This is a genomic window from Listeria weihenstephanensis (genome assembly GCF_003534205.1).
Taxonomy (GTDB): domain Bacteria; phylum Bacillota; class Bacilli; order Lactobacillales; family Listeriaceae; genus Listeria_A; species Listeria_A weihenstephanensis.
In genome coordinates, this window is sequence record NZ_CP011102.1 from 1,056,597 (window position 1) to 1,070,215 (window position 13,619).

The 13,619-nt window shown below is 33.4% G+C and carries 15 protein-coding genes and 1 tRNA gene; 11 read left to right on the forward strand and 5 right to left on the reverse strand.

Features of this window, described 5'->3' with window-relative positions; genetic code table 11:
* Positions 1–75: 75 nt before the first annotated feature.
* From UE46_RS16270 to UE46_RS05065, 4 genes are all read left to right on the forward strand, one after another.
* Positions 76–252: a hypothetical protein gene (locus tag UE46_RS16270; RefSeq protein WP_159103071.1), complete on the forward strand. Its 177-nt coding sequence runs from the start codon at positions 76–78 to the stop codon at positions 250–252.
* The gene (locus tag UE46_RS05055; RefSeq protein WP_118907452.1) at positions 234–875 is read left to right on the forward strand and encodes a hypothetical protein; all 642 of its coding nucleotides are present in this window, start codon (positions 234–236) and stop codon (positions 873–875) included. Before UE46_RS16270 ends, UE46_RS05055 begins: the two co-directional genes overlap by 19 nt.
* Before the next feature lie 173 nt (positions 876–1,048).
* Positions 1,049–1,132, forward strand: a tRNA-Leu gene (locus tag UE46_RS05060).
* A 144-nt stretch (positions 1,133–1,276) separates the two neighbouring features.
* Positions 1,277–2,221: a tyrosine-type recombinase/integrase gene (locus UE46_RS05065; protein WP_036058535.1), complete on the forward strand. Its 945-nt coding sequence runs from the start codon at positions 1,277–1,279 to the stop codon at positions 2,219–2,221.
* Positions 2,222–2,304: 83 nt separating this feature from the next.
* On the opposite strand, the gene UE46_RS05070 is transcribed toward UE46_RS05065, so the two are convergent.
* From UE46_RS05070 to UE46_RS05090, 5 genes are all read right to left on the reverse strand, one after another.
* Positions 2,305–3,168 (reverse strand): hypothetical protein, encoded by an 864-nt coding sequence (locus UE46_RS05070; RefSeq protein ID WP_118907453.1) that lies wholly within the window; start codon positions 3,166–3,168, stop codon positions 2,305–2,307.
* Positions 3,169–3,242: 74 nt separating this feature from the next.
* Positions 3,243–3,824 carry a recombinase family protein gene (locus UE46_RS05075; RefSeq protein ID WP_036058542.1) on the reverse strand — a complete coding sequence of 194 codons (582 nt, stop codon included), beginning with the start codon at positions 3,822–3,824 and terminating at the stop codon, positions 3,243–3,245.
* Positions 3,825–4,433: 609 nt separating this feature from the next.
* Positions 4,434–6,323 carry a hypothetical protein gene (locus UE46_RS05080; protein WP_118907454.1) on the reverse strand — a complete coding sequence of 630 codons (1,890 nt, stop codon included), beginning with the start codon at positions 6,321–6,323 and terminating at the stop codon, positions 4,434–4,436.
* A gap of 365 nt (positions 6,324–6,688) precedes the next feature.
* Positions 6,689–7,312 carry a hypothetical protein gene (locus UE46_RS05085; protein WP_036058549.1) on the reverse strand — a complete coding sequence of 208 codons (624 nt, stop codon included), beginning with the start codon at positions 7,310–7,312 and terminating at the stop codon, positions 6,689–6,691.
* Positions 7,313–7,348: 36 nt separating this feature from the next.
* Entirely contained in the window at positions 7,349–7,543 is a 195-nt protein-coding gene (locus tag UE46_RS05090; RefSeq protein WP_036058551.1) for a helix-turn-helix transcriptional regulator, read from the reverse strand.
* Positions 7,544–7,688: 145 nt separating this feature from the next.
* Here UE46_RS05090 and UE46_RS05095 point away from each other — a divergent pair, with 145 nt between their 5' ends.
* The 7 genes from UE46_RS05095 to UE46_RS05125 all read left to right on the forward strand — a co-directional run bounded on the left by UE46_RS05095 (position 7,689) and on the right by UE46_RS05125 (position 13,542).
* Complete coding sequence (locus UE46_RS05095) at positions 7,689–8,324, forward strand: helix-turn-helix domain-containing protein (RefSeq protein WP_118907455.1); 636 nt, start codon at positions 7,689–7,691, stop codon at positions 8,322–8,324.
* A 122-nt stretch (positions 8,325–8,446) separates the two neighbouring features.
* Positions 8,447–8,731, forward strand: coding sequence for a DUF3130 family protein (locus UE46_RS05100; protein WP_036058552.1), 285 nt, complete (start codon positions 8,447–8,449; stop codon positions 8,729–8,731).
* Between the two features lies 1 nt (position 8,732).
* A complete protein-coding gene (locus UE46_RS05105; protein WP_036058553.1) occupies positions 8,733–9,101 on the forward strand; it encodes a hypothetical protein in 369 nt (122 codons plus the stop codon).
* Complete coding sequence (locus UE46_RS05110) at positions 9,098–10,513, forward strand: T7SS effector LXG polymorphic toxin (protein ID WP_051492754.1); 1,416 nt, start codon at positions 9,098–9,100, stop codon at positions 10,511–10,513. The genes UE46_RS05105 and UE46_RS05110 overlap by 4 nt, the downstream gene beginning before the upstream one ends.
* Before the next feature lie 11 nt (positions 10,514–10,524).
* Positions 10,525–11,091: an imm11 family protein gene (locus tag UE46_RS05115; RefSeq protein ID WP_036058555.1), complete on the forward strand. Its 567-nt coding sequence runs from the start codon at positions 10,525–10,527 to the stop codon at positions 11,089–11,091.
* Positions 11,092–11,315: 224 nt separating this feature from the next.
* Positions 11,316–12,656 carry an AAA family ATPase gene (locus UE46_RS05120; protein ID WP_118907456.1) on the forward strand — a complete coding sequence of 447 codons (1,341 nt, stop codon included), beginning with the start codon at positions 11,316–11,318 and terminating at the stop codon, positions 12,654–12,656.
* On the forward strand, positions 12,649–13,542 hold the full coding sequence (locus tag UE46_RS05125; RefSeq protein ID WP_118907457.1) for a DUF4435 domain-containing protein: 894 nt from the start codon (positions 12,649–12,651) through the stop codon (positions 13,540–13,542). The genes UE46_RS05120 and UE46_RS05125 overlap by 8 nt, the downstream gene beginning before the upstream one ends.
* The last annotated feature ends 77 nt before the right edge of the window (positions 13,543–13,619 follow it).

Consider the following 13,619-nt stretch of genomic DNA (forward strand, 5'->3'; position numbering starts at 1 on the left):
TCACAATGAATTTTATTGCTGGGAACAGGTGAAACATGGTATGATATAGGTGGAGTAAAGAGAGGAGTGACTGACATGGCAACAGTTAGTATTGATAGGCAAATCACTTTGACAGCTGACGATATAGAGAAGCTAGATAAAGCAGTCCCTACCAATAAATTAAAGCAGGCGTTGAGTCCTGAGAGCAAGTCCGCAATGGCCAAAAGAAAAACTACAGAAAGAGTTGTGGCGAGTTGGATGAGAAAAGCATAGACAAGCAGTATGGGACAGAGCCCTTGACTAAGATAATTATGGATCTAATGAACGTAATAAAAGAGGAATCACCTGAAATAAATGGTAAAGCCGTTAAAAAAGAAGCTAAACGTCGCTTTATCAATAGGGTTGATTCTTCTTTTAATTGTATTAAGAACACAGATGTGGTCATTTTTTTAAGAGATAAGGCTTTTGATAGTGAGTTACACCACCTGACGAGGACATACCTTTACACGCTGAATGAAGAATGGCTGGGATTTTCAACGATATCCTTAAAAGTCCTTCAAATAGGTGCACTGGAATTAGCAGTGAAGAAGAAATTAATTGCAAGTAGTAAAAGTCCGAAGAATACCACAGAAATACCTGCTTATCTAGTAGCACAAGTAGCCAAGAATGATAGTTGTAGTATGGAGGAATTCTGTGCAAGCGATATGCTGACCCACGCGATACAAGAGATTGACAATGCTCGCGGTATAGTTGGTGGAAAGATAGTTATATTGGATAGCGTTAATGTTGATAAGGTGATAGAGAAATATGAATCATTTGGATTTATGAAGTATGGCGAATTATTTAATGGACCACAGTGGCTACAACCGATGTTTCTTGATATTAGTAAGCAGTAAGATACAGAAAAGTTCGTTGATGTAAGATGTTTTTCCGCTTGCGTATTTTGGTGTGGAGAAACATCTTATATTTGTAAAATAGAGGCTTGACAGTAGGTAATCACGTTAGGTATAATAGCCTTACGCGTGAAATTTAGATAAGGTGTATAAGCGCTAGATAAACGTGTTATAGAGCGGTCGTGGCGGAATCGGCAGACGCGCTAGGTTGAGGGCCTAGTGGGGTAAAACCCGTGGAGGTTCAAGTCCTCTCGGCCGCATCATTTTGGATTAAGAATACTGTAATATCAATAAGTTTGTGAGTCCTGCGCGTATACCAATTCCGCCACGACCGCAAGCTTTTTTGATAGGCTAAATGAGTCTCTGACCTAGTGGGTAAGTCTAGTGGGGAGGTCATTTTTTTTATGAGAAGAAGTAATCGATTAAGTGCAGAAGAGAAGGCAATCGTTTATCAAACGATTGTGCCTGACGATAATTTTGTATTAGAGGAATTTATACGATCAAGAAGGATTAGAAATGTACGGGAAACGACTATTAAGTACTATGTGGATGCAATTAATGTTCTCAAAAGAGATAGAAGTAATATTCATGTTGAGAAGGCTATCATGCATCTGTCGCAGAGAGACCTTGAGGACATGATTATGTATTGGAAAGGGTTTATGAGGATTAATACAATTAATAGCAAAATAAAGGCTATTAAGGCGTATTATAACTATCTTTATCAGCAAGGTTTTATAAAGGTAAACCCCTGTGAAAATTTTAGTTTATTAAGAGTCAGAGAAGAAATAAGAGAGACTTTAAATTCTGATGAAATTAAGAAAATAGCTAACCATTTCAAGAAAAAAGAAACGTTTAGTTCTTATCGAGATTTGGTTATTTTCCAATTGTTATTAGATACGGGAGTGCGTATTTCGGAAGCAGTTGGTATTAATATACAAGATATTCATAATGATTATATCGTTGTTGTCGAATCAAAAAATCTTAAGCAGAGAATAGTGTATATTTCGAAGGGAATGAAGGGGAAATTAGACTCCTATTTAAAAATACGAGGAGATATTTCACATACCAGAGTCTTTATTAATAGAGATCAGCTTCCATATAGTAAAAATACGTTTCAGCAGAATTTGAGAGGCGCTGGAAGATTCTGTGGTATACAAAAACAAGTAAGCCCTCACGTTTGTAGGAGGACTTACGCAAAAAATGCAATTTTAGCAGGTATGGATGCTTTTTCACTAGCTACTTTATTAGGGCACTCCTCCTTAGAGGTTACGAAACGATATGTTCAGATATGGGGAAATGATCTGAAAGGACAGTCCAAACTAAAAAAGGATTACAGTAATTTATTTTAAGTTTATCCAAAATGGAAAAGCAGAAATTTTTATATAGCCATAAAAATGGTGTATACAAAGATTTCTGCTTATTTTTATTATGTCTATTCTTTAATAACCTGTTTCACGGCACGAAGAAATCCACGTCTGTTATTTATTTCATCAATGGTAGCTTCATAAACCGTTATTGACTCCTCGTCTTTTGTAACTTTAGGGACTTCAAACTTATCAAATTTATTTCGTTCTACAAGAATACTTTTCCCCTCATTCTCATTGTAATAACTGATGCGGTCAATTTTTGCATTAGGTGAGTTTGATGCAAGTAAGGCAAAAGGATTATTATTTAACTCACCATCATCACTAGCTTTGATATGGAGGAAGTTAGTGTTTTTGTCCTCAGTATTCCAATAGTTTAGAAGATCTGAATTGAACTGTTTATCTTTTGAAATCTTGTCACCTTGTAGTACATGACGAGTATTTAAGTTACTAACTTTCAGTTCAAGAACACGAGAATGTTCAAAGAATTTTAGGAAAACTTCGTTCCCAGCAGGTATATTTACAACAATTGGTATGAAGTCGGTTTTAAAGATAGTTTTACATGCTTCAGTAAGGATAGTGTTAATTCTACTGTATGCAATACCAGTGTTCAAATTTTTTTGAGAATAGTTTCTATTTTGTATAAGCAAAGTATTCGACGAAAAATCTAGTGCAAAAATAGTTCTTTCAAAGGGTTCAATGCCATCTATAGGAACCCACTGCTTATTTTTAATTGTATTTGATGAAGCTACATATTCCTGACCCAAGCTACCCATCAAGACTCCACGTTCATAAAAAACATCATTGTTGATTAAATAACGTAAATTATGACCTGCATCAAAAACATCTAACTTGTTTAAATGGTTTACAAGATGCTCTTCCTTTCCATTAGGTTTTAAATCTGAATACAAATCATAAATCTTAAAATTCATAAATGTCCCACCTCCATATGTGATAAATCTATGATACCATATTTATACACAATGATAAAGCGCTTTCTAACGAATTATTTGGAAGACATTTTTTTATATATAGTAGCTTTAGGAACACCCGTAGCCTTTACAATATCTGAAACAGACAAGTTGTTTGAATCTCTATTATTCATCAAATGTAAAGCTTGTTTAATGTTTTCTTCTGGTTGTCCTTTACGACCTAACTTTTTCCCAGCTTGTTGAGCTCTTATTTTCCCTTCAGTCGTCCGATTGACAATCATATCTCTTTCAAATTCGGCAAAAGCACCTAGAACATTAAATAATAGTTTCTGCATAGGATTGCTCTCAGCATCTGCACTAAAGGTCATATTATTATCTATAAAAACAACAGTTACTCCTTTTTCGAAAAATTCATTCATTACATTATTTAAATCAATTATAGATCGTGCTAAACGGTCTATTTTTGTGATATAAACAATATCGCCTTCACGTGAATTTTTGATTAAATCTTTTAAAGCTTCTCGGTTTCTTGTAGTGGTACCTGTTTTCTTTTCAATATATAAATAATCTTCAGCGATGCCCTGTTTAAGCAATTTTTCTTTCTGAGTTTCTAAATCTTGTCCTACAGTGCTCACCCGAGCGTAACCCAATTTCATAATAACAATCTCCTGTCTATAATACACAATAATCTATACTTTTATTATAGACTATCTATTAGACCAATATCAAGTGGAAAACAGACTATTTAGTGACATAAAATTTAGTGTCTCGATTTTAAGATATATAGACTGCATGGTTATAAATATTTTTTCAAAAACAACCAACCTAAAGGAGAAAAATAATTAATTTAATGAGAGCAAATAGCGCTGTAGTATATTGGTTACAAAGATCACATATCTGTTTCATTTAGCTAGTGAGTAAATGAAATAATCTAGAATTGATAGCAAATTATTTCATTTATATTTTTTCAAACTAGTTAGTGTATAAAAACTAGAATAATTAGAATGTAGTTAAGATGAAAAAATCACTAAATGAAACACCTGTAGTTACTGGTATGAGAGGGTTTACGGGATTTTTTTGTGGAATTTCAAATGCAAATTAATTCTAAGCCTTTTATAAAATTACTGTAAAAAAAACACAAGGGGTGGAGTATGAACATGGATTATTCAGATAAATACGGTTGAGAAACAACGGGGTGGGTTAAATAAAAGATAGTATCCATTCAAAGCTAGAGATGATCTGAATGGATACTATTTTACCAAAGTTTATTTATCTTGATTGCTGTAAATAACTGCGACTCTGTGATGGGTGCTATTGAAATTTTTTCTAAATCTTGTTAATATCATTTCTTTTGTATCAGCATTTAAATAATCGATATGAACATCATAATCATTTGCAAGTTGTAATTCAAGGCATTTTACTCTTTCTGTTGCTTTGGAAGAGCGGGGGTTTTTATTGGACTGAATTGCTAATTCAACAGCTAAATCTTTCAATAACATACATCCATTATTTTTCTTTATCAAGATTTCTAATATAATTTTGATATTACTAGACGTTTTTTTAGTGTCATATTCCTGTGGATAAATATCTTTATTCGAAAATGAGCCCTCCAAGTATATACTTTCTTTGTAAGAAATATGTTTGCTCTTTCTAGAATTATAAGTCTTAATCCCAGAATTTATGCGTTCTATATCAAAAGTATTAAATTGTAAGAGGTTATTATGCCTGACACTTCTGTTAAGATTATGGGACTGCTCTTTAACCGTGTTTTTAGTGCGATCTCTTATCTGATCAGACATATCACAGTATGATTTTTTTGTAATTAGCCCCAACTCAGCTAGTAAATTTATTTTTTTCCTGATACCTTTGGGATCATTTGCTCCTGAAAAATTTAATTCACGCATTTTCTTTTGAATAACCTGAGTAGATGCGAATATTGCTGTTTCTGAGCCACTATGGCATAATGATTTCTCTGGTAGGAAGTCATATCCTAACTCAATAAGGCATTGAAAAAGAGGTTCAAGTCTATGTTTCGAAAAAATTTTATTTAACTGAGAATCAGTCGAATTCAACTCGCTATTAACATCACTATAAATATTGTCAATATGAGTAATAAATTTTTTTTGATATGCATTTTTCATGTCTTTTTTTGTAATCTCTTCGAAAAAATTTAATAACTCCGATTTATTTTTAAAAGCACCTATACGTTTAATGAGTTGTAATAAATTAAGAGTCTCGTTTAAAGAAAAGCTCTTGTAAAACTGCCTATTATTGTTGCTATGGTTGAAAATTGAGGCACTCTTATTACTTTCAACATGTAAGATATCAATAAAGCTATTCCGTTCATTGTCTTTAATGCCTAGTAATAGTGACATGGATAAACAATCAACCTTTTCCTCTAAAGTTATTTTCGAATCTAAATCTTTGTTGATAATATATAAAGGCCCATGCTTTTTTTCTAGTAATAATAATAATGCTTTAGGGTCATTATTTCTAATTAATTGGCACTCTTCAGTGTATAGATTGAGAGAGGGGGCATCCCTGTGTGCCTGAGGGGAAGTAATCTTGTGTACGATCACCCTTTTAGGTGCTATTTCCTCTATATTTTTAGCAATATCGAGTACAAGTAGATTTTCAAAATTTATTTCTGTTCCAGATAAACCGCCAAAAAAAGGAAGGGTTAGATTATTAGTACATTTATCAGGAGAAAATATTTTATATTCATGTAGTAATTCTGTATATATGTTTTCATAGTCTTCTTTTGAATGTATAGTGTCAGCTAAAATGAAAATAATTCTTACCCTTGGACACGTTTCTGTACTACTAAAAGTAAAATAAATAAAACAAGCGTTTTTTTGTGTAAACTCAAATTGTTTTAATTTATTGGTTAGATTAGCATCTTTTTCAGGATTATCAAAGTCTAAAGCTATAATTTTTGTTGATAAGAAGTTATTTGACTTTCTGCTTCCTCGTTCTTTAAGTAAGAATGGAAGAAATGTATGTCCGGTAGTCACCAATTGAAAAAAATTTTGAATAGTTACAAATTCTGGATCGGAGTTCACCATTTTATTACTGCGTTCGGGAATACCTTTGGTTGCTTCTTGCTTATTAGTATACTTTTTCTTATCAATTATTATATTTAACATGTTATTCATCTTTTTATACCTCCTATGATTTACTCATAGGCATCACCTTCTTTCTATAATCATATTTATTTAGCTTTATTAAGTAACATCTACCTTTATTCTACCACCCTAATATCTTAAATATTATTAATTATAGGGTGGTGGAATAAGACTTCATATTCAAACTTCTAATGAGACTATTATACCATAAATGTGGGTAAAATTCAAGTTTTTATACTTATGATTTTTGTTGACTTTCATTACTCCAACAACGACTTTGACTCGATCTAAACTTCTCGGAATAGTTCTTAAGTATGGTTTTTAGGGAACGATAAAAAACACCCTCTTAGAGATACGCTGACCTCATTTTGAAGGTGTCTACCAGAATTTTTCACTTAAGAATGAAAATTATACTCTAGTATTAATGAATCAATATTTTTTTGTATTTCCTCAATTTCACCTCCTCGTTCGTAGCTATTCTCAAGATTATTATTTCCTTTTTTCAAATAACTTTTGATATCTTTAATCTGGATATCTAATATTCTTATTTGTTGCTTAATGATAGCGTTTCCGCCACTGAAATAGGGGTTAGAAAGATACCAAGGAGCTTTGATGTTTTTTAGATGTTTTTTGCTTTGCTTTAAACTAGCCATACTTGATTTTAAATTAGCCTCAATTGTTACAGAGTTTTCAGAACTGATACTAGAAAAAAGAGGATCTTCTGACTTGCCAGAATCAGCCCAGCCTGTATATGTAACGTAGGATGCAACAGAATCACGTGAATTTTTCATCGCAGATACAGAATCAGAATAGGCTGGAAAAAAACTCTCTGAATACCAAGCATTTGCTTCTGAATTACTCATGCTAGGAAAGATCCAAATACCAATAATAAGAATACACGATGTTAGTATAAGCTGTTTTATGCTAATATTTTTATTTCTGTCTTTCAATATTTTATAGAACGAATAAAGACTGTAACCTATAGTAATAATTCCCAAACATTTTAATATAAAAACCATTTTATAAACTCCTACTTTCCGCAATTTTATAGTTTATTATTTATCAAAAAATAACTTTTCAACGTCAGCTTTAAGGGCATTCGATATTGCTCTCATCGTTTCTTTTTTAGGATTCTTAATTTTGTAATTTTCAATGTAATTTATTGTTCTTCTTGAAACCCCTGATTCTTCTGCTAGACGACTCTGGCTCCATCCAAGTTGTTTTCGTAGTATTTTCATATTTGAATCCATCTAATCCCTCCCTCCCTTATTTAATTATAGGATAAATTATTCCTTTTGTAAACTATAGGTTACAATTATATTTTTATGAAATGTAATCTCTGAGTTACATAATGTGCTATACTTATTCATAAGATAAGTGAGCGGAGGTGCCGAAATGACTGAATTAGGGGCAGAGTTATTTAAAGTTAGAAAGAGCTTAGGTTTATCTTTGAGAGAAGCAGGAAAAAAGATTGACTTAAGTCATAATTACATACGTAAGTTAGAAAAAGGCTTTGATCCACAGACGAAAAAAGATGTTAAACCTTCAGTCGAGACATTGAAAAGAATTGCTATGGGTTATGATATAGATTTTGATAGATTAATGCAGTTGGCAAACTTTACATTACCATCTGTCGAGGATGATGCCCCGCTAATTAAAGTTCCTATCTATAAGAATATAGTGGATATGAGACTAAGTGCAGTAACCAGCGATTTTCGAATGTACAAGCAGGATACAGTATCAAAGAACGCTATGTTGCTTGAAGTGTCTGATTCAACATTAAATACATTTAAAGCTATATCATTACTATTATTGGAGCCTTTCCAAGGTGTTTTGAACAATGAACTAGCTTTGTTTATTATTGATAATAAAATGATTATTGGTTGCATGCATATGGATAACGATGGTAAACAAATTATTCAGCGTATTGATTCAAAGAATGAACAGATCATTTACCAAGATAAACTAGAAATTTGGAGAATAGTTGAGATAATTCATTTAGTTGGTCAAGGTGAATCAAAAGGAATATAAATAATCATGTAATTGTTAGTATGATTTATCAATATTTACCTGACGTATTCTTGAACTTTTGCTATAATAGAAATACCTAGTTTGTTTTTGGTATATTAATATGGTAAAGGAGAGATAGTGAAATGGCTAAAATTAGTGTGAACAGAGATACCATGATGAATCATGCGGCTGATTTGAGTTCTAGTGTGCAGGGAATGGCATATCACCCTATGAAAAATGGTAATATGAGCTACACGCAGAGTAATTCTATGTTGCAATATCGGGAGTGTTTGCTAGAATTGCTGGATGGCGTGGAGACTTTTGAAAGCGTTGTGCAAGAGGATGCTAAGCGTATTAAACAAATTGGAGAGGCTTATGCGCAAAAAGACAGAGAAGTCGGGCAGAAGCTACATTTGGAGGTGCGCTAGGATGGATCAAAAAATGGAGGCGCTACATCAGAAGTTGCAAAGGATGAGGCGGGAGAAAGAAGTACAGGAAGATGCGTTGTATGCGATACGGCAAAAACAAGTGCGGTTAGAATCGGCGGAATCGGAATTATTTCATATGGAGCGAGAAAAGTCGAATTTGGTCGCGCAAGCTCACGAAGTTTGGCAAGGAAATCACGGGAGAAGCGTCGCGCACGAAGCGGAAGACATAGCGCATCAGAATTGGCGCCAACTTCGGCGGACGGTGGAGGACTCACGAGAAGCTTTACAGCAGGAACAACAACGGCTACAAAATAATGTCTATCAGCTAGAGGAAGAGCAGAAACGGATACATAAGGAGTTGTTGCTATGACGCGTATTGATATTGCGGAAGTAACCCATTTCAGAAGCCAACTCCGAGCAACGAATCAAGAAATCACACCGCGTATTGAGGCTGTCAAACAAGCGGTGACGAACTATTTGAATGATGGATCGATAACAGGTGAAGCGATTCAGGCGTCGAAAGAATATTATGCAGGCGCGTATATCCAGTTATGTGGATCGATTAAACAAGCGCTGAAAATGAGTGAAGACAAGCTACAGCAGTATATTCAGGATTTTCATAGCCAAGTAGATACTTCCCATAACGCAAGGCTTGACGCGGACGGTATTTATGACTTAGATCAAAGAATTAATGGTTTTGAGAATCGGATGGAGAATTTGACCGCAGAACTCAGCGCGATTAATGGTACGCAAAAAGCATCCGAGCTGAATTATCTCGCGACGCAGATATTTGAAGCGCATAAAAAAGAGGAGATTTTGGCTAAATATCTTGATTTTGAGCGGAGCCATGCTAATTTTTTCAGAGAGTTAGGAGAATTAGCGCATTATATTAAGCAAGCTTTGCGAGATATTCAGAAAAATATTCGTTTTGATAGAGCGACAGGAACGTATGGTGTGGATAAATTAAATCCAACTAATTTTAAAGAACTTTCTAGATTATACGCCAGTCAGCAAGCAATTGATGATAAAATAAAGGAAATCGAGGATATCGGTTTGACGCCTGTGATTCCGAATGGGAATAGTGCTGGATTTATAATGCATGATGGGCAAGTGAACACGACGGCTACGCTTGGATTTGTGAATGAGCAGATGATCTATTGGCAGAATGAATCGACTTTCCGAGAGCTGTTCCTTGTGGGCTCATCATATCGCGTGTTGTATGGTATTGATGCGGTAACAGGCCAGCACGTGACAGACTCGAGGTTAGCTTTTGATCTGTTAGTATTGGCAAGTAGCGCTTTCGGTGTTTCGAGCTTTGCCACGCGTTTTGGAGCGGTTAAAACAGCATCGTTTGATAAGGATGTTGTATTGAAGAACATTGAGGCAAGCAAGGCAGCACGTGCGAGTTCTAATTTTGATGTGTATGCATCAAAGGAGAAGGGTGTTTTAAAAAATGCTGAAGCTAATTTAATACCTAAAGTTAAGCCTATGCAGATGCATCATTATGCTACAAATAAGAGTAAGACCTATACTCATCAAATGGAAAATGTGACTAAAAAATATGGATTAGATTTAGATGAATCTTGGAATAAAGAATTATTACCTCATCAGGGCAGGCATCCAAACGCGTATCATGAGTACGTTCTAGATAAGTTGAATACGTATGATGCAATCGCACAAGGTGATAGAGAGCTATTCTTAGAGTTATATGAGGAATTGAAGTTCAAGATTCGAGTTAATCCAGACATGCTATATAAAGAGTACTGGTTGAACTTAAAATAGGAGGAGTAAACGTGAGATATTATAAATTACTTATGGATAGTAGTGGTGACAACGATATTGTTTGCCATTATGAAAATGATTATGGTATTCAGCAATATGACTTGAAGATGGGGAAAAAATTTGATGGTTGGAATGAAGACTTTGAATTTTATTATGATGTAACGGAAGGAGAGCAAGCTACGGATTATTTGGCTAATGATATGGGGTGGTTAGTTGTTTCTGGTAAGTTAAAAAAAGTGATGGAAGATTTAGGGGTTCAAGCGGAATTTTTTGCAGTTAATATTAGAGAGAAAACGACTAGTACGAGACTCAATAACTATTATGTTGCTAATATAATTGAGACTGTTGATGCATTATGTCTTACCGAATCAGAATATTTTGAGACAGTGACGAAGAAAGCAGGAACAGTTTACACCATTCAAAAATACGCTGTTTATGGTGATAGATTGGTAGAGAAAAACATATTTAAACTACCTAACAGACAGGAAATTCCTGTGTTTGTTTCAGCAGTATTTAAAGAAATAGTTGAGAAACAACGTTTGACAGGAATGGAATTTTTAGAGATTAGGGTAATCTAGATGAAGTAAAGAAAGCACTACGGGTGTTGTGAGAAATAATTATTATTTGGAATAGGATATAGGCACAATCAAAATATACATTTATCTATTAAGTATGTTGTTGCAAGTTTATTTGTAAGTATAATTTTAGGGACATGAAGCAATACATTAAATATGATAATTAAGATGTGTTCTGGATAATATAGGTTTGCTTGATGGAAATGAATATATAGGAGGTTATACTAATGTTTATAAAAAAACTAGAAATTAGAAATTTATATAATAGAAATTATTTAATTAACTTTAAGCCAGATTTAACAATTTTGTATGGGTTAAATGGTAGCGGAAAGACGACGATATTAGATATTATACATTGTCTATTAAGTGGTGATTTAGAAAGCATCTTTAAATATAAATTTGATAAAATTGAAGCTGAGATACAAATGTATGAGAAGTTAAAAAAGTTTAGTATACAGTCTTTTGAACTAGAATATGTAGTAATTTATGATGACATTCAATTAACATTTATAAAAGATGGAAAAAGAATGAAATCAGTGGAGGTTATAAAGGATTTAACTGGAAATAATAATTTAGAAATAAACTATGGTCGAAACTCCTACATAGAGAAGGAAAAGTTATCATATAGGGGATCGACGTATGATAACTTTCTAGATATCTTGCGCAAGGATTTAAATTCCATATATATACCTATAACAAGAAAAATTTTGATGCGTGAAACCTTACGTCGCAGACCAAGTAGAGAAAATTCTTTAAGAAGAAATCGTAGTGAGATCTCAAATTCAGTTATATTAGCCGAAGACTACTATGATAAATTTCAAAGAAGAAATCAAATGGTCATAATGAGAAACCAAAGGAAAATTGAAGATAAAATGTTTGCTAGCTTAGTTGAGCCACTGACCAGTGTTAAGTTAAGTAGTATACCAGTTATAGATAACATTGACGATTTGAAAGAAAGTATTCTAGAGCTGAGCCCATCTGAGAATTTGAGACATAGCATAGATAAGTTATTCGAAACATATAACCGTACAGGAGAATATTTCCGCAGATTTGCGAGAGATAAAACTATGGCTTCGGGTTATGTAGAGGAATATCTACTACATTATGTCGCTTTTACGCAGATAGAAAGGCTTAAATCTGTTGCTGAGTCTGTTAAGGGCATGAAAATTGCTATAGAGAATATGAAGGCAATGGAAAGAACTACATTAGAAGTGATAAATCAATTTTTTAAGCAGACTAATAAAAGAATATTTTTTGATGGGGAGCATCTTATGTTTCGTAATGAATCAGGAGAAAAGCTTGAATTAGAGCACCTATCTTCGGGAGAAAAACAGTTAGTTATTTTCTTCATCTTTGCTTTAATAGTAATTCAACAAAAAAACGAAAGTAATATTCTGTTGGTTGATGAACCAGAGATTTCAATGCATATTTCGTGGCAGGAAGATTTATTACCGTCCTTGATGAAATATAATAGTGATACGCAGATAATTGTCGCTACGCATTCCCCAGATATAATAGGTAATTTCACTGATAGATGCTCAAATATGGAGGTATCTCAACATGGGTGATTCGCCTCCAGTAAGAAAGCCCAGTGCATATTTGGCTCAATTTTATTTACGATCTACCGCAAATCGCCCAAGTTTCACTCTTTTTGTTGAGGATGAAAAGACACCAAATGTTTATAGAACCTTGGTGAAAAGAAAGTTTAAGAATGAGAATGTATATGTATTTCCATTAGGTGCAAAAAGTGCAGTGATTAAACAGTTTAAGGAGTGGTATGAGGAAGGTGAACAATATAAGGATAAATGCTTATTTATTGTTGATAGAGATTTCGATTTTTTAAAGGGGCGCAAACTAGTCGATAACCTAAATTTATTAGAATTAACTAGATATACAATTGAGAATTATTTTTTAGATAAAGAAGTTGCAATATCTTTAATAAACACATATAGAATAGAATTAACAGAGAGACAAATTTTGGATAAATTACGTTGGGAAGATTGGCTACAGGAGGTAGTGGATGATTTGACCCCATTATTTTTAAATTTTGGACTAGCTCATCTACATAATCTAGGAACGGAAAATTGTTCTTCAAATCCATATGGATTTTTTCAAAACTTAGAGCCAAAAGTTAATTTAGCTATGGTAGATGCTAAGTGTAAAGAGGTGCAGGAAAAATGTGCTGATAAAAAGGTTGAGTATAATAAGGAAGTTGGTATACTCCGAGAAAAATTTTGTGAAGAAGGAGAAATTAATTTTCATAAATTAATAAAGGGAAAATTTTTATTTAGAGCAATGCTCTTAAATATAAATAGTATTTGCCAAGAAAAAAATAAAAAAAATCAACATAGAGAAGACGCTTTGCTTTTTGATTATATTGCAGAGAAACTGCCTGAGAGAAGAATTTCATTCCTTTGGGATAGATTAAATGATGTTAGGGCTCAGATAGAATAGTATTAGCTCGACAAGATACAAGTAAAATGAACCAAATTTATAACTTTTTTGTTTTCGGCTGGAATAATATCCTTTAA